This is a genomic window from Rhodoferax ferrireducens T118 (assembly GCF_000013605.1).
GTDB classification, from domain to species: Bacteria; Pseudomonadota; Gammaproteobacteria; order Burkholderiales; family Burkholderiaceae_C; genus Rhodoferax; species Rhodoferax ferrireducens.
Genome location: NC_007908.1, coordinates 1,721,610 through 1,739,753, shown reverse-complemented (window position 1 = coordinate 1,739,753; position 18,144 = coordinate 1,721,610). Strand labels below are relative to the sequence as shown.

Annotated in this window: 19 protein-coding genes and 1 tRNA gene; 8 read left to right on the top strand and 12 right to left on the bottom strand. The window is 62.1% G+C overall.

The features are described 5' to 3' along the window. Positions 1–4: 4 nt before the first annotated feature. From RFER_RS08135 to RFER_RS08125, 3 genes are read left to right on the top strand one after another with little or no spacing between them, the layout of a single operon-like run. Positions 5–967 carry an MNIO family bufferin maturase gene (locus RFER_RS08135; RefSeq protein ID WP_011463907.1) on the top strand — a complete coding sequence of 321 codons (963 nt, stop codon included), beginning with the start codon at positions 5–7 and terminating at the stop codon, positions 965–967. Next, positions 964–1,749, top strand: coding sequence for an HvfC/BufC N-terminal domain-containing protein (locus tag RFER_RS08130; protein WP_011463906.1), 786 nt, complete (start codon positions 964–966; stop codon positions 1,747–1,749). Before RFER_RS08135 ends, RFER_RS08130 begins: the two co-directional genes overlap by 4 nt. After that, on the top strand, positions 1,733–2,260 hold the full coding sequence (locus RFER_RS08125) for a DoxX family protein (protein ID WP_011463905.1): 528 nt from the start codon (positions 1,733–1,735) through the stop codon (positions 2,258–2,260). The genes RFER_RS08130 and RFER_RS08125 overlap by 17 nt, the downstream gene beginning before the upstream one ends. 63 nt (positions 2,261–2,323) lie before the next feature. On the opposite strand, the gene RFER_RS08120 is transcribed toward RFER_RS08125, so the two are convergent. The 6 genes from RFER_RS08120 to RFER_RS08100 are packed head-to-tail and all read right to left on the bottom strand — an operon-like array spanning position 2,324 to position 5,111. Continuing rightward, a complete protein-coding gene (locus RFER_RS08120; RefSeq protein ID WP_041790401.1) occupies positions 2,324–2,521 on the bottom strand; it encodes a zf-HC2 domain-containing protein in 198 nt (65 codons plus the stop codon). Next, the gene (locus RFER_RS08115) at positions 2,518–3,237 is read right to left on the bottom strand and encodes an RNA polymerase factor sigma-70 (protein ID WP_244095836.1); all 720 of its coding nucleotides are present in this window, start codon (positions 3,235–3,237) and stop codon (positions 2,518–2,520) included. The genes RFER_RS08120 and RFER_RS08115 overlap by 4 nt, the downstream gene beginning before the upstream one ends. Beyond that, the gene (nrtS, locus tag RFER_RS25105) at positions 3,144–3,368 is read right to left on the bottom strand and encodes a nitrate/nitrite transporter NrtS (RefSeq protein WP_011463902.1); all 225 of its coding nucleotides are present in this window, start codon (positions 3,366–3,368) and stop codon (positions 3,144–3,146) included. Before nrtS ends, RFER_RS08115 begins: the two co-directional genes overlap by 94 nt. Beyond that, a complete protein-coding gene (locus RFER_RS24040; protein ID WP_166485690.1) occupies positions 3,368–3,505 on the bottom strand; it encodes a hypothetical protein in 138 nt (45 codons plus the stop codon). Before RFER_RS24040 ends, nrtS begins: the two co-directional genes overlap by 1 nt. Further along, the gene (locus RFER_RS08105) at positions 3,502–4,647 is read right to left on the bottom strand and encodes an FAD-dependent oxidoreductase (protein ID WP_011463901.1); all 1,146 of its coding nucleotides are present in this window, start codon (positions 4,645–4,647) and stop codon (positions 3,502–3,504) included. The genes RFER_RS24040 and RFER_RS08105 overlap by 4 nt, the downstream gene beginning before the upstream one ends. Positions 4,648–4,655: 8 nt before the next feature. Further along, a complete protein-coding gene (locus RFER_RS08100; RefSeq protein WP_011463900.1) occupies positions 4,656–5,111 on the bottom strand; it encodes a hypothetical protein in 456 nt (151 codons plus the stop codon). Between the two features lie 247 nt (positions 5,112–5,358). Here RFER_RS08100 and RFER_RS24035 point away from each other — a divergent pair, with 247 nt between their 5' ends. The 4 genes from RFER_RS24035 to RFER_RS08080 are packed head-to-tail and all read left to right on the top strand — an operon-like array spanning position 5,359 to position 7,577. Continuing rightward, positions 5,359–5,616 carry a hypothetical protein gene (locus tag RFER_RS24035; RefSeq protein ID WP_166485689.1) on the top strand — a complete coding sequence of 86 codons (258 nt, stop codon included), beginning with the start codon at positions 5,359–5,361 and terminating at the stop codon, positions 5,614–5,616. A 57-nt stretch (positions 5,617–5,673) separates the two neighbouring features. Continuing rightward, positions 5,674–6,396 carry a DUF6969 family protein gene (locus tag RFER_RS22960; protein WP_011463899.1) on the top strand — a complete coding sequence of 241 codons (723 nt, stop codon included), beginning with the start codon at positions 5,674–5,676 and terminating at the stop codon, positions 6,394–6,396. A gap of 53 nt (positions 6,397–6,449) precedes the next feature. Further along, positions 6,450–6,830 carry a thioredoxin family protein gene (locus RFER_RS08085; protein WP_011463898.1) on the top strand — a complete coding sequence of 127 codons (381 nt, stop codon included), beginning with the start codon at positions 6,450–6,452 and terminating at the stop codon, positions 6,828–6,830. 12 nt (positions 6,831–6,842) lie between these two features. Further along, a complete protein-coding gene (locus RFER_RS08080; RefSeq protein WP_011463897.1) occupies positions 6,843–7,577 on the top strand; it encodes a cytochrome c biogenesis CcdA family protein in 735 nt (244 codons plus the stop codon). A gap of 132 nt (positions 7,578–7,709) precedes the next feature. On the opposite strand, the gene RFER_RS08075 is transcribed toward RFER_RS08080, so the two are convergent. Both RFER_RS08075 and RFER_RS08070 read right to left on the bottom strand, forming a co-directional pair. Then, entirely contained in the window at positions 7,710–8,102 is a 393-nt protein-coding gene (locus tag RFER_RS08075) for a hypothetical protein (RefSeq protein ID WP_166485688.1), read from the bottom strand. Between the two features lie 160 nt (positions 8,103–8,262). Beyond that, the gene (locus tag RFER_RS08070; protein WP_011463895.1) at positions 8,263–9,348 is read right to left on the bottom strand and encodes an ABC transporter ATP-binding protein; all 1,086 of its coding nucleotides are present in this window, start codon (positions 9,346–9,348) and stop codon (positions 8,263–8,265) included. A 57-nt stretch (positions 9,349–9,405) separates the two neighbouring features. Between RFER_RS08070 and RFER_RS08065 the strand changes: the two genes are divergently transcribed. Then, the gene (locus tag RFER_RS08065) at positions 9,406–11,031 is read left to right on the top strand and encodes an ABC transporter permease (protein ID WP_011463894.1); all 1,626 of its coding nucleotides are present in this window, start codon (positions 9,406–9,408) and stop codon (positions 11,029–11,031) included. A gap of 20 nt (positions 11,032–11,051) precedes the next feature. Here the strand turns inward: RFER_RS08065 and RFER_RS08060 are convergent. The 4 genes from RFER_RS08060 to RFER_RS08045 form a co-directional block, all read right to left on the bottom strand. Beyond that, a tRNA-Arg gene (locus tag RFER_RS08060) sits at positions 11,052–11,126 on the bottom strand. Positions 11,127–11,172: 46 nt separating this feature from the next. After that, complete coding sequence (locus tag RFER_RS08055) at positions 11,173–15,051, bottom strand: translocation/assembly module TamB domain-containing protein (protein ID WP_011463893.1); 3,879 nt, start codon at positions 15,049–15,051, stop codon at positions 11,173–11,175. After that, the gene (locus RFER_RS08050; RefSeq protein WP_011463892.1) at positions 15,051–16,916 is read right to left on the bottom strand and encodes an autotransporter assembly complex protein TamA; all 1,866 of its coding nucleotides are present in this window, start codon (positions 16,914–16,916) and stop codon (positions 15,051–15,053) included. Before RFER_RS08050 ends, RFER_RS08055 begins: the two co-directional genes overlap by 1 nt. After that, entirely contained in the window at positions 16,913–18,124 is a 1,212-nt protein-coding gene (locus tag RFER_RS08045) for a vWA domain-containing protein (RefSeq protein ID WP_011463891.1), read from the bottom strand. Before RFER_RS08045 ends, RFER_RS08050 begins: the two co-directional genes overlap by 4 nt. Positions 18,125–18,144 lie beyond the last annotated feature (20 nt).

Below are 18,144 nucleotides of genomic sequence, written 5' to 3'. Positions count from 1 at the left end.
GGGTATGCCAAACCGATTCAATTCGCCAACGCAAGCCCTGGGTGCTGCCGCTGACACCCTGCCGACACGCGCCGGGGTGGGCTTGAAGCCCGCGCATTATCAGGAAATTCTGGCCACCCAGCCCAACATCGGCTTCTTCGAAGTCCATGCCGAAAACTACATGGTCCCGGGTGGTCCGTTTCACCATTACCTCACCCGCATCCGCGAGCGCTACGCGCTCTCCATTCACGGCGTGGGCTTGTCCATCGGGGCCGATGCGTCGCTGGATGTTGAACATCTGGATGCGCTGGCAGCCTTGCTGGCGCGCTACCAGCCGCAATCTTTTTCGGAGCATCTGGCCTGGTCTACCCATGGTCCTGCCTTTTTGAACGATTTGTTGCCCGTGCCCTACAACACAGCTACCTTGCAGCGTGTATGTGACCACATTGACCAGGTGCAGTCACACCTGGGACGGCGCATGTTGCTGGAAAACCCGGCCACTTATGTCGAGTTTTCAGCGTCCACTTGGGACGAAGGTACGTTTTTGACCGAGGTGGTGCGCCGCACGGGTTGCGGCCTGCTACTCGACGTGAACAATGTGCATGTGAGCTGCGTCAACCACGGGCGCGACGCGCGGGCCACCATCCGTTCCATGCCGCTGGCTCAGGTAGGCGAAATTCACCTCGCCGGTTTTGCCCAGGCGCAAGACGACAACGGCGACCTGTTGCTGATTGACAGCCATGGCGCGCCTGTGGCGCAGGCGGTGTGGGAGCTGTATGCCTTCACGCTGGGGCTGACCGGCCCGGTGGCGACTTTGCTGGAGCGCGACAACGACGTGCCCGTCTGGCCGGCTTTGTTGGCCGAAGCCGGTGTGGCTGACCGGCAGTTGTGGGAGCTGCGTCAACGCAATGAGCGGCCCGCCAGAGTTTTGGATGCATCACAACAAATACAAGACCTGAGCACCGTGGCCCATGAGGTGGCGGCATGAACAGCCAGACCGCGTTTGCCAATGCCGTGCTGAACCCCGAGCTGCCCTGCCCAGGCGGTCTCACCACTTGGAACGGCTCTGACCCGGCCACGCGTTTTGCGGTGTACCGCAATAATGTCATGGTGTCGCTAATTGACGCGTTGGCAGACACCTACCCCGTTGTGCAGGAGTTGGTGGGCGAAGAGTTTTTCCGCGCCATGGCGCGGGTATTTGCCCAGGCCAATCCACCTCGCTCGCGTGTCATGGCGTATTACGGAAACAACTTTGCTGATTTTCTAGCAGCTTTCCCGCCTGCCACGTCCGTGCCGTATCTGGCCGACATAGCACGTCTGGAAATGGCGCGCGTGCGGGCTTACCACGCCGCCGATGTGCCGCCCATCCAACCCGAAACGCTACAAGTCGCGCTGACCAGGCCCGAACAGCTTATGGCCTTGCGGCTGGTGTTGCACCCCTCGGTGCAGGTCATCAATTCGGCTTTCTCGGTATTTTCGATTTGGGCGGCGCATCAGGGCGTGCTGTGCATTTCGTCCGTTGACCCTGAACAAGCCCAGACCGTTCTGGTGTTCAGAAACTCTCTGGACGTGGACACCCTGGAAATTGCAGTTGGAGTCAGTAAGTTCATCAGCGGCTTGCAAAGTGGCCTGACCTTGTTCGACGCTGCAGGCGCTGCAAGTCGCGCCGACCCAGCGTTTGATTTGTCACACGCCCTGGCGCTGTTGCTTCGCCTGCAGCTCATCAGCCACCTCACCAGCACGGACGAACACCATGAACACACGCACTGAAAGATTGAGCGCATCCGCGCCTGCCGACGCCGGGCTGATCGCCGGCCTGATTCGCCGGTTTATCAGCATCTGCACCCACATCCCCAACACACTGCTGGCGTTCGTGGCGCGTTTCTCCATCGCCGCGGTGTTCTGGAAGTCTGGCGAGACCAAGATACAGGGCTTTGCCGTAGACATCGTCAATCGGGAGTTCACCCTGGGCTGGCCGCGCCTGTCGGACTCGGTGGTAGACCTTTTCAGGGATGAATACCATTTGCCGCTAGTTCCGCCTGAAATTGCGGCCACCCTGGCGGCGACAGCAGAGCACCTTTTCCCTGTTCTGATCCTGCTCGGCTTGGCCACCCGCCTGTCGGCGTTGGCGCTGCTGGGCATGACAATGACCATTCAGTTGTTTGTCTATCCCGATGCCTACCCCACCCACGGCACCTGGGCCGCCGTGCTGCTGTACCTGATGGTGCGCGGACCTGGCAAGCTGTCATTGGATCACTGGATCGCCCGGCGTTGCGAGTAACACATCGAGCAGTTGTTTGGAGTCAGCCCCCAGGCAATCGCATCGACCGGTTGAATCCAGGGTTCATTTTTTCTTGGATTCCTCGTCTTTCCCGCTGGCATAGGCACGCATGGCCTTGCCGAGAAACGGCACTTGCAAGCTGAAGTTCCTGCAACCCGAGCACATCATCACGTGCAGCTTCAAGTTCATTTTTTCCGGCAAAGATAAGGCTCGCTCCTGCGATTCCGAGATCAGCATTGTGGCCTGCTGACAGTTCATCATGCGTGTTCTCCCTTCAGAAACCAATTGTTTTCAAGACACTCGCGCAGACGCAGGCGGGAGCGGTGCAGCATCACATTCAGGTTGGTGGTGGTGATTCCGACGGCAGTGCAAATTTCATTGGCCTCCAATTCGACGAATTCTTTCATCATGAACACCCTGGCCTGGTTGCCGGGCAAGCCCTCCAAACAAATCTCGAACACTTTCCAGAACTGGTTCTGATGCAAGGAATCTTGCGGATTGCCCCATGAGGCTGGCTTTTCATCGGATTGCCAAAAGCCTTTTTTATCAAACAATTCAGAGAAGTCCTCACCCTCTTCGTCTTCCCGGAGCAAACTGCTGGCCTCGACCATGCGTTTTTTCTGCCGCAAGACATCGGCAATCTTGTTACGCAAAATGGCAAATACCCAGGTTTTCAATGCGGCTCGCCCGGCGAAAGACTGGGCATTTTTCAACGCTCCGATGAGTGCCTCCTGCACCGCATCCTCTGCAGCGTGGCTATTGGAGAGCTGCAGCGTCGCAAACTTCACCATCTGACGGCGCAAGTCATTCAAAAATGCCGTGTCAGACAAGATCGATGCTTCGGACGCATCTGATTTCATGCCTTCGTTTGTCAAAGCGTCCATTATTGATTTCCTCGTGGCGTCATTTCGTTTCTGGCTGCGCTGTAACTTGCCACGCAGTAGGGCACCAAGTAATTCAACGACACGTGAACCCACGAAATGCCTGTGCCCGCCAGGATGGCACTGCCCTGGTTGACAAGGTTGAGAATGCTGCCCACCACCACGGCGATCCGCAGCGAATTTTTGACAATCTTGCCAGAGCAGGCGAATTGGAAGAGCGACCTCATCAATGGCTCCGATGGGGTGAGACTGCAGTCGCCAGCAGGCTCGCCAGCAGGCTCGCCAGCAGATGCCGGGACGTTGCCTCGACCGAAACAGGCTGTGCGTTTCCAAGCCAATTGCCGGCTTGTTTGAACCATGTCATGGTGTGTTCTCCAACATCGGCGTCGCCTCACCGGGTGTGGTTTCAGAAAATTTCCGGACGAATCGACGATCGATCCAGTCTTTCCAGCGCCAGACCCATTGTCCTTCAGCCGACCACCGGCCCCAGGAGGCCACAGCACAGCGTGGTCCACAAGCCAGCCAATACAGGGAGTGGCGCGTGGGCACATACGACTGCAATGAAATGCCGTTCAGTATGGCCATCAGGTTGTCACCCAAGATGGGACCGGCACGAACCGCATGCACACCCGAGCGTGACATCACGGCATCGGTGCGGGCGCAAACGTCGCCAGCGGCAAGAACATTCGGATGCGACACACTGCGATGGTACTTATCCACGAGGATGCAGCCATGCTCGTCCAACGTCAATCTGGACATGCCCAGCCAGACCGGTGCTCGTGCACCCGTGGCGGCAATGACGCGGTCAGCTCGCAGCAATCGGCCATCTGACAAAAGAACACCTTCTTCAGACCCAACACCGCGAAAGAAATGCAGGCCCAACCCGGCCTGCCGGGCGAACCGCGTCACCCGATCCTGAACACGCTTGGCGTGTCCCGGTAGCAACCCGGACTCGGATGCGACAAGGTCAACGTGGCCGTCAACACCAGCACTTGTGAACGCATGTTGCACCGCCAGAGCCATCTCGACCCCGGCGGCACCACCGCCGACCACCACCAGTCTGTAGCCCCTCGAAGCCTTGGCTGCCGCAAGAACGTGCGGCCAACGTGCAAAGAAATTGTCCAGCGGCTTCACTGGCAAAAGCTTGTCCCCCAGGGTTTCCAGCCAGGAGGTGTCGGTTTCGCTGCCAACGTCGAGTGACAACAAGTCGTACTCAAGGTGCTGACCATTGCTCAATCCAACACACCGACGCGCTGCGTCCATACCGACAATCTGCTCGAGAACCAGGTGGACACCGGCCGCCCGAACCAGCGGATCGAGGTCAACACGACACTGGGCTTGGCTGTAATGCCCGGCAACCCAGCCGGGCAACATGCCTGAATAGTTCTGATGTTTTGAAGGCGTGATCAGGACAACATCTATTCCTGCGGGCCGCTTTTTCGCCAGGGCACGCAGCACCGACAAGTGCGCGTGGCCACCCCCTACCAGAACAAGTCTCTTGGTCACAAATGTTCCTACCGGAAATGGCGCTGTATCAGACGTGCGGCGGTGGCACGGCGCTCGGGCAATGTCAGGTCATCTTTGCTGAGATACAGAAACGTCTCCTGGCGCCCCAATTGAGCGGCGGCGGCAGATGTTGCCTCCACGCCAAGGATGTTGGCCTGGAGCCCTGCGTGTTTCGCGATGCGCTCCAGCGCAGGACGTGCCTGCTCCAGCGACAGCATGGCGGCAAACAGGACGGGTGTCCGAGGCGCCATGCTCTTCAATTTCAGAAATACCTCTTCTGCAGACTCAATGATCGAAGACGACAAGGCAAGAGAAATGACGGCGCCAGCGGCACCCGCAGACTGACTTTGCAGACCACTGATGTGCTCCAGTTTGTTGGTGGCATAACCGTTTTCCTCCAGGAAAGGTTTCATGACGGCGACGATAAAAGTGTGCGGGCGTGCAATAAGAACAGTTTTGGACATTGGATTCTTTTTGTATTGATGACATGCGGTTTAGTCGCCACGACCACCGGATTTATTACACACCGCCGGGACAATTTGGCGTGAACACGTCGTTGTTGGAGTCCGCCATCGCGCACGCTCACAAATTTCCGGATGACCGTGTAAGCATTGTCAAGACTCAAACGACTATGTCCATGAAAGTCGCGTTTCCACTTGACTTTCCGAGTTTTTCGCCAATGTCACCCTTCACCCATTCAAGGACTTCTTTATGAACCATCTCTCCTCCACAATCGCCAAGACGATCGCCTCTGCCGTGGTCACTGCCGCTGCGCTGTCTGGCAATGTCATGGCTGCAGGTTGCGCCGGCGCAAAGTGCGGCCCCAAGACCAACATGGCCAAATGCGGCGCCTGCAAGGCCAAGTGTGGTGCAGCCAAGCCCCAATGCGCGGCCAGCAAGGCACATGCGGCAAAAGCCAAAGCCAAAAAGATGAAAGCCAAATGCGGCGCCTGCGCTGCCAAGTCATAGTTTTCTTCACGTACGCTCCCCGGTGGCTGCTTGGTCACCGGCGCTGCATTCTTGAGCATGACCGCTTCAACACATCTCCGGCGAAATTGGCGCGCTGCTTCCGACACGCAGATCGCCAGGGTGCTACGCAGCGCGCGCGCCAGTGTCTTGGCGTTCGTCACAGTGACAGCGGAGCGTGGTTCCCTGATCCAAAGCTGGATCGCGAATCGCGAAGTGCTTGAGTTTGAGCACTACCCACCGGACGACCTGGTTGACACCCAACGTGGCTCCCAGTTTTACTACCATTCTCATCGGGACGGCGACCAGGAACACGGGCATCTGCACTTGTTTTGGCATGGCACGGCGACCGGGCGCAGACGGTACTTGAAGCCAGGCAAGCCCAGGTGGAATCGCACCGAGCCGACTCATCTGTTTGCCATCTCGCTTGACGCGCGTGGCCTGCCAGTTGGGCTGTTCACGGTGAACCAATGGGTCACTGATGGCCACTGGCTTGATGCAGCCACCACCATGGCTTGTGTTGATCGGTTCGCGATGGGCGAGATCGAAGGGCATGAACAATCATGCCGCTGGTTGACGGGCTTTGTTCGCTTGTATCGCCCCTTGATCCATGAGCTGCTCGTCCAACGCGACAAACGTCTGGCGCGGCGATCCAACCTGGCGCAGGCCTTGCAGGACCGGGATCTGGAAGTGCTGAGTTTGATACCCATCGACTGGATTGCCGACACGGATGCCTTGGAGGCAGAGTCTGTTCGGCGGCAGTTAACCCGGCAGCGTGGTTAACCCAAAAAGTCCAGCCGCCATTTGACTGTGAAATACGTTTTTGAAAGGTTCTTATGACTATAGGAAAAGTTGTCCTCTCGACGCTCCTTGTCTTCGGTGCGATGGTGTCACACGCCCTCGAAGTCAAACCGTACTCTGCGGCTGCGCTGGCAGAGGCGCAGAAAGCAGGCAAGCCTGTGGCTTTGCATTTCCATGCGGACTGGTGCCCGACTTGTCGCGCTCAAGAGAAAGTATTGCAAGGCCTGAAATCCGAAGCAGGTCTGGATTTGACGGTACTGGTGGCCAGCTACGACACCGAGAAAGACCTGAAGCGCCGCTTCAACGTGCGCGCCCAGTCCACACTGGTGGTGCTGCACGGTGAGAAAGAGACTTACCGCGTAGTCGGCGATACCTCACCAGGTGGCATTCGCGCTGCGTTGAAGTCGGCACTTTGAACAGGCGCAACCATGTCCATCGCATTGTCCGTGCCGCAAGTTGTCTTGAGCCTGTTTGCCGGTAGTTTGACCACTCTGTCGCCCTGCGTCTTTCCACTCTTACCTTTGGTATTGGGTGGCGCCTTGCAGGGAAACCGCTTCGCACCGGTGGCCATGGGTGTGGGGATGACGACCTCATTCGCCCTGATAGGCATAGTGCTTGGGGCGTTGGGGCCGGCACTGGGTATTGACGGCGACACCGTGCGCACGGGTGGCGCCGTCATGCTGATCGCCTTCGCGCTGGTGATGCTGGTACCGGCCTTGGGCGAACGGTTCACGCAATGGATGTTGCCGATTGCCAGTTCGGCCAACGCGGCATCTACCCAACTTGATGGTGGCTCGCTGTTGGGTGCACTGCTGTTGGGAAGTGTGCTCGGCCTGGTGTGGAGTCCCTGTTCCGGGCCGTTGTTGGGCTCAGCCCTGACGCTGGTAGCGAGTGAGGGTGGGGTGGCGCGCGGTGGCTTGGTGCTCGGCATTTTTGGTTTGGGCGCAGCCATTCCACTGGTGGCGGTGGCCTATGCTTCCCGCAGTGGCTTCATGCGTGTACGAGATTGGGTACTCGCACGCATTGAACGGGTACGACACGGCTTCGCACTACTGCTCGGTGCCCTGGGAGTCGCGATTCTGACGGGCGGTGACAAATGGATGGAGACTCAAATCCTGCTGTGGCTTCCGGACGCGTGGGTCAATTTGACCGTAGGAATTTGACAACACGGCCTGAAACAGCCGTCCAGTGAACCTGCCCCGACGCGCAGGCACTTGATCGCTCCACCCAGCACCGAGGCTGGGTTCTTGCGCATGGCCGACAACGCCCTCAGACAATAAATCGTGTACGAGAGCTTACTTCTTGCCCCCAGCACCGCCACCCATGCCACCATGACCGGCGCCCATGCCGCCCGCACTTCCAGAGGCACCTGCACTTCCAGACATACCGGCACCGCCGGCTTTGCCAGTCCCAGCGGCACTGGGCTTGCCAGCACTTTCAGCCATGCCTGAACGATTGACTGCACTGACAACATCACCCAGCTTCAAGCCCAGGGAATTGGCAATCTGCCCCCAACCCAGGCCACTGGCGCGTTGGTCTTGAATGCTTTTGACAGCGCTGGCAAGCTGGCTGCTGGTCGGGTTGGTGATGCCTTGCTTGGCAAGGTCTGCCTTTGCCAAGTCAGTAGCGAAGTCTTGCTTGGGGGCCGTCTGCGTCGCGGGAGTTGGCGCAGCCGTGGTCTGAGCCATGACACCAAGTCCAGACAGCATGGCAGCCGAAAACAAGCACTTGGCTAAAGATGATTTACTGATTTTCACGGGGCATTCCTGTTGATATGAAAGAAAATAAATTCTAGGCCGGCACCTTGGCAGATGCTATGGAGTTTGTGTAAAGGGTGTAACTTGAAAATTATGCCGTCGCGGTCAAATCCTTATTTCTTGGAAACGTGACCACGTGCTCCACCTGGACGCGAATGCCGATCCACTCACCCACCTTATGGTCGTGATGGCTGGGCACCAGGGCCATGACGGTGTCACCGCTGGCCAGCCGCAGGGTGTACAAGAACTCGGAGCCGCGAAACGCCTTGCGCATGATTTCTGCCTTCACCGGGGCATCGTCGTCATGCACGATGTCATCGGCGCGCAGCAACACATCACACGCGCCATCCACAAAGGCACTCGGTAGCGGGCATTCGGCCACGTCCGTCAAATCACCCAGCGCGGTGTGGACGACGACCTGCTGGTTCACTTCGCGCAGCGTGGCCGGCGTGAACACGCCATGACCAATGAACTCGGCTACAAACCGGGACGCGGGGCGGTGATACAGCGTATAGGCGTCGTCCCATTGGTGCAGTTGGCCCTCATGCATGACGCCGATGATGTCGCCAATGGCAAAAGCCTCCAGTTGGTCGTGGGTCACAAACAGCGCCGTGGTGTTGGCCGTCTTCAGGATGGTGCGCACCTCATGCGCCAGGCGCTCGCGCAAGTCCACATCCAGATTGGAAAAGGGCTCATCGAGCAGCAGCAGGCGCGGCTTGGGTGCCAGGGCTCGTGCGAGTGCCACACGCTGCTGCTGCCCCCCCGAGAGCTCATGCGCAAAGCGCGCCTCAAAGCCCGCCAACCCGACCAGTTGCAGTACCTCCTCCACACGCTGCGCACGCGCCTTGGGGGGCAGATGACGAATGCCAAAATCAACATTGCGACCGATATTCAAATGCGGGAACAAGGCGTAGTCCTGAAACACCATGCCAACCTGGCGCGCCTGCGGCGCCACGTTGACGCTGGCACTGCTCACCAAGCGGGTGGCGAGCTTGATGCTGCCACCCGCCACGGGTTCCAGCCCGGCCACTGCCCGCAGCAAGGTGGTTTTGCCACAGCCTGATGGCCCGATCAGCACACCGATGTCGCCGGCATGCAGGCCAAACGAGACCTCGCGCACCGCGGCCTGGCTGGCGCCCGCATAAGCCACGCTGAGTTGTGAGACTTCCAAAAACATAGCTTACATTCTAGATGCATACAATTCTCATTTGCACAACGCCAATTGATCGCCTTCATGCTGTTTCGACGCGTCCGACAATTACTGCTACTGGCCCTGACGCTGGCGTTCATGCTGCCCGTGCTGACGGTATTGGCCTCCTGGTTGCCGTGGGGAGACTCGGGCCTGGCGGCCGCGCAAATTCTGCGCGAGATGAGCCGCACGGTGTTACCCGACTACATCTGGACCACGGTGCGTCTGTGTGCCATGGTGGGCGCCGGTGTGATTCTGGTGGGCTTGTCTGCCGCCGTCACGGTCACGCTTTTTGATTTTCCGGGTCGACGGGTTTTTGAGTGGGCTCTGCTGTTGCCCCTGGCCATGCCGGCCTACGTCGTGGCCTATGCCTATACGGACTTTCTTCAGTACAGCGGCCCCTTGCAGACCTTTCTGCGCAGCAGCTTCGGGCTGCAGGGACGCGTGCTGCCCGAGATCCGCAGTCTGGGCGGCGCCGCCTGGGTGTTCATCTTTTCGCTTTACCCCTATGTGTACTTGCTGGCACGCACCGCTTTGGGCGAAAGCGCCACGCACCTGATGGAAGCCGCGCGCCTGATGGGGGCATCGATGCGCCGGCGCGTCCTTGAGGTCGCTTTGCCTCTGGCCCGTCCGGCGGTCGCCGCCGGCGCCGCCCTGGCCTTGATGGAAACGCTGGCGGACTTTGGCGTGTCGAGCTACTTCGGCATCCAGACGTTCACGGCGGGCATTTACAAGGCCTGGCTGTCCATGGACAACCGCATTGCGGCTGCGCAGTTGGCCACCATGCTGCTGGCGCTGGTGGCCCTGTTGTTGTGGCTGGAACACCGGTCGCAAAAGCGCCTTCGGTTTGTGACCACCCGGGGGGGGCGCGCAAACGCCATGGACGCGCGACCTTTGCTGTTGCGAGGTCGTCAGAAATGGCTGGCCTGGGGGCTGTGCAGTGTGCCGGTGCTGATTGGTTTTGTCTTGCCGGTGCTGTTCATGCTGCGCCCGCTCGTGGCCGACTGGCAAGCTCTGTCATGGCCACTGTTCCTCGGCTGGGCCCTGAACAGCTTGCGGCTCGGTGCCATCAGCGCCGTGCTGGCCGTCGCCCTAGCCTTGTTCCTGGCCTTCAACCTGCGCCGTCGCCCGGATCTGCCCGCGCGTGTGGCGGTGCAGCTGGCAGGCCTGGGTTATGCCGTGCCTGGTGCGGTGCTGGTGGTGGGGCTGTTGCTGCCGGTGGGCTGGCTGCAGACGCTGGCGCCGCAAAGCAGCGTGGGCTTTGTTTTAACCGCGACTTCGTTCGGACTGGTTTGGGCTTACCTGGTGCGCTTTTGCGCCGTGGCGCTGCAGTCGGTGCAAAGCGGCTACGCCAGAATCCCAAGCAGCTTTGACGACTCGGCCCGCATCCTGGGAACGGGTGACATGGGTCTGCTGCGCCTGGTGCATTGGCCGCTGCTCAAGCGCTCCACGGCGGCGGCGGCCCTGCTGGTGTTTGTGGACGTGATGAAGGAGCTGCCCGCCACCCTGGTGCTGCGCCCTTTCAATAGCGACACGCTGGCCGTGGTGGCCTACCAGCTGGCACGCGACGAGCGCCTGGGCGAGGCCGCACTGCCATCGCTGGCATTGGTGCTGGTGGGGCTGATCCCGGTGGTGCTGCTGAGTCGCACACTGCGTGCAGCTTCGCATTGAGTCAGGGTGAGGAAATGATTTGGCGCCCTCGACGGGAATCGAACCCATATCTGAGACTTAGGAGGTCCCCGTTCTATCCATTGAACTACGACGGCCAAGCTTGGCATTGTAAGCGGCGGCATCGGTCAGCGCTCAGTCAGTTCAGTCGTAGCGCAGGGTGAAGATCAGGTCCACGGCGCTTTTCTCCCCGGTCTGCGCGCGCAAGGTAAAGCGGCGCGACAGGTCATAGAAGATAGAGAGAGCGCCCAGGGTGCCCGCCAGACTGCGCTCATAGGTGACGTAGAAATCCTGCGACAAGCGCTTGCCCAGCGTCACCGTGGCACCGCCTGTGCTGCTGCCATTGGTGCTGCTGGCGCCGCCGCTAACCGACAGTTCGTCCAGCCGCAAGGCCTGTGCCAGACCGCTGGAGATGCCTTTCTCGTTGCCCCCGAGCAGCGCCAGCGCGGCCTGCTGCAGCATCGCCGTTTCGGCGCCACCGCTGGCGCCCGAACGCCCGAGCACCAGCCACGCCAGTTTTTCGGACTCGGGCAGGTCCGGCTCGGCATACAGCCGCACCACGGGGGACAGCGCCGTGCCGCTGATTTGCACGCCGACGCGTTGCTGCAGGTTGGGGCGCAGGGCCAGGATGTCGAGCGCCGGGTTGTCATACGAGCCAAAGAACCGCAACACGCCTTGCTCAATGGCGAGCTGCTGGCCATAGGCCCGGTAAGTGCCGCGCACCGTGCGCAGCGAGCCGGTGAGGCTCGGTGTCAGGGAACGCCCGGCGCTGCGCAGCTCCAGGCTGCCTTCCAGCCGGGTGGCCAGGCCACGCCCGCGAACCTGAAAGTCCGGGCCGAGATCAAGCGTGATTGCCACGTCTGGCGTCACGCGCTCCTGTGCCGCGGCAGTTGACGCCGTTGGCGCCGTTGGCGCTGCTGTACCTGCCTGGCTTGGGCCCGGTCTTCGCACCAGCACATCACCGCCCAGTTGCGGCGCCGTATCTTCCGGCAGGATGAACAGGGCCGAATCGGCCTTGAGGGTGCCGCGAAGGGCCAGCTTGCTCTCATTCAGGCGCGCGGACAGCTGGCCCGATACCACCAGCCGCCGGTCGGCGCGCGCGCTGACGCGCAAGGCCGCAAGCGTGGCATCGAGCTCCATACGCAAGCGTGCTGCCACCTTGGCATCCGGCCCGGTCGGTGGCAGCCACAACACCGAGCCGGTGATTGAGAGCTGACCGCCGCTGGCGCCGCCTGCCCCCTGCAGGGTGAATTCATCAATGACCAATCGTTGACCTTGCAGGCTGGCGCGCAGCCTTCCGTTGCTGAAATCAATGCCATCGACCACCGAGCGCACCGCCAGGTCCTGCGCCGCCAGGTTGCCGCGCCAAAGCGGCGCACCGCGTGTACCCGACAGCACGGCGTCGGCCTCTAACGTGCCGCGCAGACGCCAGCCCGGCGGCGCCAGCAGCGACCAGGCGCCCACCGGCGGCAGCTGTACCTTGAGGGTGCCCGCCAGCGCGGCATCCTGGGGCCAGGTCCATGTGCCGTCCTGACGCTGCAAACGGGTGCTGAAATCAGCGCGGGCCTGACCGGCGCGCTCGCTGTCCCAGTTCAGGCTGGCGGCGAGCCGGTCGCCTTCGGTCGTGACCAGAAGTTGCGCCGCGCGCACGCCAGCGCGCAAGGGGGTGGCTGCAGCGCCTTCGGTCTGCAGCAGCAAGTCGCCGCTGGTGCGCTCCAGCGTGGCGCGCAGGCGCAGCGTCTCAGCGCTGCTGGCGTCCCACTGGCCGCCGAACAGCAGATCGCCGCGCAGGCCGAGATTGGCCATCTGGGTCTGGCCGAGCAGGTCCAGCCAAGCCAACGGCAAGTCATTGAGGCGTCCCTGGGTGCGCCATTCGGTGCGTGCTGTCGTGCCAGCCGTTTGCTGCGACCAGTGCACCGGCTGCCAACTCAGCGTGGCGGCGCCGGGGACCGGGCCGGTCAGGCGAGCCGCGCCGGCCGCGGCCTCCAGCGTGCGGGTCGTGCCGCTTTGCTTCCAGGTGACGCTGACGCTGTCGCTCAACTGCAGCGTCCAGAGGCCCGGTTTCAGGCTGTCCTGTGCGCTGAGTTGAGCCGTGTCGAGTCGCGCCTGCCACAGGCCATCGTTGATCCGTCCACCATGCGCCTGCGCCTGCAGCTTTAGGCGCTGCGTCCCGGTCTCGATCTGGCCCCGCGTCGACAGGCTCAGGGCGCGCAGCCTGCCTGACAGGTCAGCCTGCCAGTCGCGCACACGCCAGGCCTGCGCCACGGGCTGCCCCGCACCCTGCAGGTCAAGCTTGGGCGCGCGCAGGCTCGCTTCAATCTGCAGGCCCTGCCCTTGTTGTTGCCAGCCCCCTTGCCAGCGCCCGGTGAGCTCGACCGCGCCCTGAATTGACGTCTGGCTTAAAGACTTTGGTGCGCCTGGCAGGCGGGCGACCCAGCGCGCCGCGAGTCCAGCGTCAGTGATGTGCGCGCTCAACTCGCCCTGGCCTCGGCTGCTGGCCATATGCCCGGCCAGCGCCGCCTGGGCGCCCGGCAAGCCCAACGTGAGCTGGCCCTCGGCCGCCTGACTGACAGTATGAAATGTCAGCTTGCCTTGCAGCTGTGCATCATCAGTCTGCACTGCCAGTGTGGTCAGCGTCAACGTGGGCGCGGCCCACAGGCCTTGGGCATGAACCATCTTCAGCCGCAGGCCTTCCAGCGTGCGCTTGAGCGTGGCGTCAGTCTTGGGCGAAGCGATCTTGGGGGCAGCCATCTTGCCTTTGGCGGCTTGCAGGCGCGCCTCGAAGGCGATGCCGGCCGGTGTCTGCTGCGCGGTCAACTGGCCGTCCAGCAGGGCGGCTGCCAGCCGGGAGTCCAGTGCCGCGGTATTAATGCCGTACACGCTGGCGCTGCCCTGCCATTGGGCTGGATGGGAAGGAGTCACGGCTTTGGTGAATTGCCCTTTGCCTTCGATGCGGCCACCGGCGCCGGTGGCCTGCAGCGACTTGATCGCCCACTGCCCAGCCACGAATTCGACCTTGGCGTCGAGCCGCTCCAGCGGCAGGCGCTGCTGGTCCCATGGACCGCTGAGCGTGTTGGTCAGTTGTAGGCCCGCTTGCCAGCCCGGGCCAGCCGGGGTGACGGCTGCAGTGCCACCCAGGCGCGTCTGCGGTGCCTGTGGCCACAGCGCGGCCAGGTCCAGCGCCTGCCAGCGCGCCTCAAGGCTGGCGACCGGTTGCAACTGCCAGGGCTGGATATTTGCTTTGATGTTGGCCTGCATCACCTGCTGTTTCACCGTGGGCCTCGCGTCGAGCGTCGGCACCAGCTCGGCTTGCAGCGCCAGCACGGCGTCACGCCCCGCCAGCGCTCCGGTGACGCTGGCATGGGCCTGCACACTCACCGGCTGCGGGCGCGACGGCACGGTCGTTTGCACGCTGCCGTCCAGCTGGAGCGCCAACGCCATTGGCGAGGCTGCCTGCACGCTGGCACTGATCTGGTAGTCTCCAGATGAAATATGCACCTTGCCCCCGTCCAGTCTGTGCGAATAGCTATCAAAACTATAGTGTCCCGCCAGCCCGGTGGCTTGCCGCGACGTGCCGCCCGCGCCCACCCATTCCACGCTGTCCACGGTAAACGGCACGTCCACGCGCAACGGCAGGCGCAGGTCGGTGGGTGGTGTGCGGGTGGCGGGCTCCGAGGCCGGGCGACGGTCTTCGATGCGCAGGTTCCGGGCCGACACCTTGCCCAGCCGCAGCTCGCCGCCCAGCAGCGGCCGCAGCGACCAGGCAATCGTTACGTCGTGCAGCTCGACGCCAAGCTCACCCTGCTGCCAGCGCAGCCAGCCGATGCTGCCGCCGCCGCGCAGCGAGCCGGTGACGTCCTTGGCCTCCAGCGCCTGGCCTGCAGGCAGGTAGCGCGCCAGTTGACCCAGCGAGGTGGCCAGCGAGGTGCCGCTGCCGCTCCAGAACCACAGCGCGCCCGCCAGGGCCAGCACACCCAGCAGCGTGGCGGCGAGCAGATAAAGCGTGATGCGCAGCGCCCTCATTAAAAGCTGAACCCCACATTCAGGTGCAAGCGAAAGCGTTTAACCGCCACGCCGTAGGCCAGGTCAATCTGCAGCGGCCCGACCGGGCTCTTCCAGCGCGCGCCGACACCCACGCCAACCTTGGCGCGCAGCTCGGCCGGCTTGTCGGCCACGGCCCCGGCATCCATGAAGACGGTGCTTTCCCAGTCGGTCAAACGACCATCCTTGACGATGGGGCGCTGCCACTCCAGACTGCCCACCGCCAGGTAACGCCCTGCCGTGGTTTGCCCGTCTGGCAGCGTGACGCCGAGGTCGCGGTAGCCATAGCCGCGCACCGTCTTGTCGCCCCCGGTCAGAAACAGTTGGGTGCTGGGCAAGTTGATGCCATCTTTGGCGACTACCGCGCCCGCCTCGGCGCGCAGTGCCAGGCGGCCGGCACGCAGGGCGCTTGATGCACCATCGGCGCTGCGCCCCAACGGCCAATAGCCCAGCGCGCGCGCCAGAGTGCGGCCGTACGGGTCACGCTGACTGCCCAGCGTGGTGCCGCCGCCCACCTCCACGCCGAAACCCCAGCCGCTGTTGGGAAAGGGCAGGCTGTCAAAGTTTCGCAGGGTGAAGGCGTAGTTGGCGCTCAGCGCTGCGGCCGTGGCGGGTGCGCTGGCATCGCTGGTGGCGCTGTCGGCCCGGTCGTATTGCAGGTAGTAGTTGCGGTCAATCCGGTCCCCGCTCTGGCTGCGCCCGCCGCGCAGGCTTTGGCTGTTGACATCGAAGCTGCCAAGCCGCTGCTTCTGCACCTGGACTGCCGTGACCCAGCGCCAGTTGTCCGCGTCGGGCGGCGAGGTCAGCTCGCTGCCAATCGCGCGCGTCTCGCGGTCCAGCATCAGCTTGCTGACGGCGCGCCAGCCGATACCCGGGACTTTGTGGTGCGTGTGTTCGACCGACAGGCGGGCGCCGCCGTCGGTACTGGCGCCTATACCGAGTACCAGCTTTTGCAGGCACGCCTCGCGCAGCTGCACCAACACCGGCGTGGCGGACGGGTCGCCCGAGGTGTCGAGCGAGACATAGGCCGAGTCGAAAAATCCGCTGTCCGCCAGGCGCTGCTGTGCAGCCACCAGCTGCACCTGGTCGTAGCTGGCGCCGGGCGTCAGGCGCGCCAGCCGCGCCACCAGAGCAGCATCAAAACGCTCCAGTCCGCTGATCACCAGGCCACCGAGCTGGTAAGCCGGGCCTGAGTCCAGCGTGATGTCCAAACGTGCGCGGCGGGTGACCGGATCAATGTCCGCCAGGGTGGCGCTGAGTTGTCCTGTGGGGTAGCGCCGGCTGGTGAGCTGGCGCAGCGCCTGCTGCTTGGCCGCGGTCCAGCGGGCCTGGGTAAAGCGCATGCCGGATCGCAACAACCAATCGTCTTCAATCTGCTGGCGTTGCCGGGACGCCGCCGGGTCGGTGGCGATCGGGCCTTTGAGTTCAACCTTCACTTCACCCACCACGGTGGGCTCGCCGGGCACGACGCGCAGTTTCAACAAGCGCGTCGAGGCGCCGTTGCCGGGGGCTTGCTGCTCGAACCGGATGTCAGGCGAGAAATAGCCCAGCGTGGCCACCAGCTCCTGCGTGTTTTGTTCGGCCGCTGTCAGCAAGCGCGCCAGTTCGCTGTCGCTCAGGTCCGTCAGTTCCCGGTAGCGCAACAGTTCAAGATGGCGCTGCAACAGCTCGCGAATTTCATCGGGCGCCTCGATGGTGAGTTCGAACGCCGCCTGCGCCGGCGCCGCCGGCACAGCGGCGGCTGACGCAGCAACTGTCGGGCCGGCTGCCAGCTCTTGCGCCCGCAGCTGCGCGGGGGCAAGCGCCAGCATCATGGTTGCAAGCAGACTGGTCAGCGCCCATTTCATTTGGTCAGCAGTCGCATCGTGTCTTCCAGCCCCTTGAGGGTGAGCGGGAACATGCGCTGGTTCATGAGCTGCTGGACCACGCTGATGCTCTGGCGGTATTGCCACACGCCTTGCGGCTCCGGGTTGATCCAGGCAAATTTGGGAAAGGCGCTGGTCAGTCGCCCCAGCCATTCGACCCCGGCCTCTTCGTTGTTGTATTCCACGCTGCCACCGGGCTGCAAAATCTCATACGGGCTCATGGTGGCGTCACCGATGAAGATCAGTTTGTAGTCCTTGTTGTACTTGCGGATGATGTCCCAGGTGGCAAATTTTTCGCTGAAGCGGCGCCGGTTGTTCTTCCACATGAAGTCGTAGACGCAATTGTGAAAGTAGTAAAACTCCAGGTGCTTGAACTCGGTTTTGCTGGCACTGAACAGTTCTTCCACCCGTGCAATGTGCTCGTCCATGGTGCCGCCAACGTCCATCAGCAGCAGCACTTTGACGTTGTTGTGGCGCTCGGGCACCATCTTGATGTCCAGGTAGCCGGCGTTCGCTGCCGTGGACTTGATGGTGTCGTTCAGGTCCAGCTCTTCTTCGTGGCCTTCGCGGGCAAACTTGCGCAGGCGACGCAGCGCCACCTTGATGTTGCGCGTGCCCAGTTCCTGCGTGTCGTCGTAGTCCTTGTAAGCGCGCTGATCCCAGACCTTCACGGCACTCTTGTTTTTGCCCGCGCCACCAATACGGATGCCCTGTGGGTTGTAACCGCCATGCCCAAACGGGCTGGTGCCACCGGTGCCGATCCACTTGCTGCCGCCTTCGTGACGTTCTTTCTGCTCTTCAAAACGCTTCTTCAAAGTCTCCATCAGCTCGTCCCAACCCATTTTTTCGATGGCGGCTTTTTCTTCGGGACTTAAGTTGAGTTCCAGCGTTTGGCGCAGCCAGTCCAATGGCACTTCTTTGGTGAAATCGGCCAACTGCTCCACGCCTTTGAAGTAGGCGGCAAAGGCGCGGTCGAACTTGTCGTAATGCTTTTCGTCCTTCACCAGGGTGGCGCGGCTCAGGTAATAAAAGTCTTCAATCTTGTAGCCACTGGGCTCCGCATCGCTCTGCGGCCCGGGCGCATTGGGGCCGACCACGCCCTCTTTAAGCGCTTCGAGCAAGGTGAGGAATTCCTTGACGGAGACCGGCAATTTGGCCGAACGCAGGGTGTAGAAGAAGTCAATCAGCATGGTGTCTTGAAGCGTGCGTG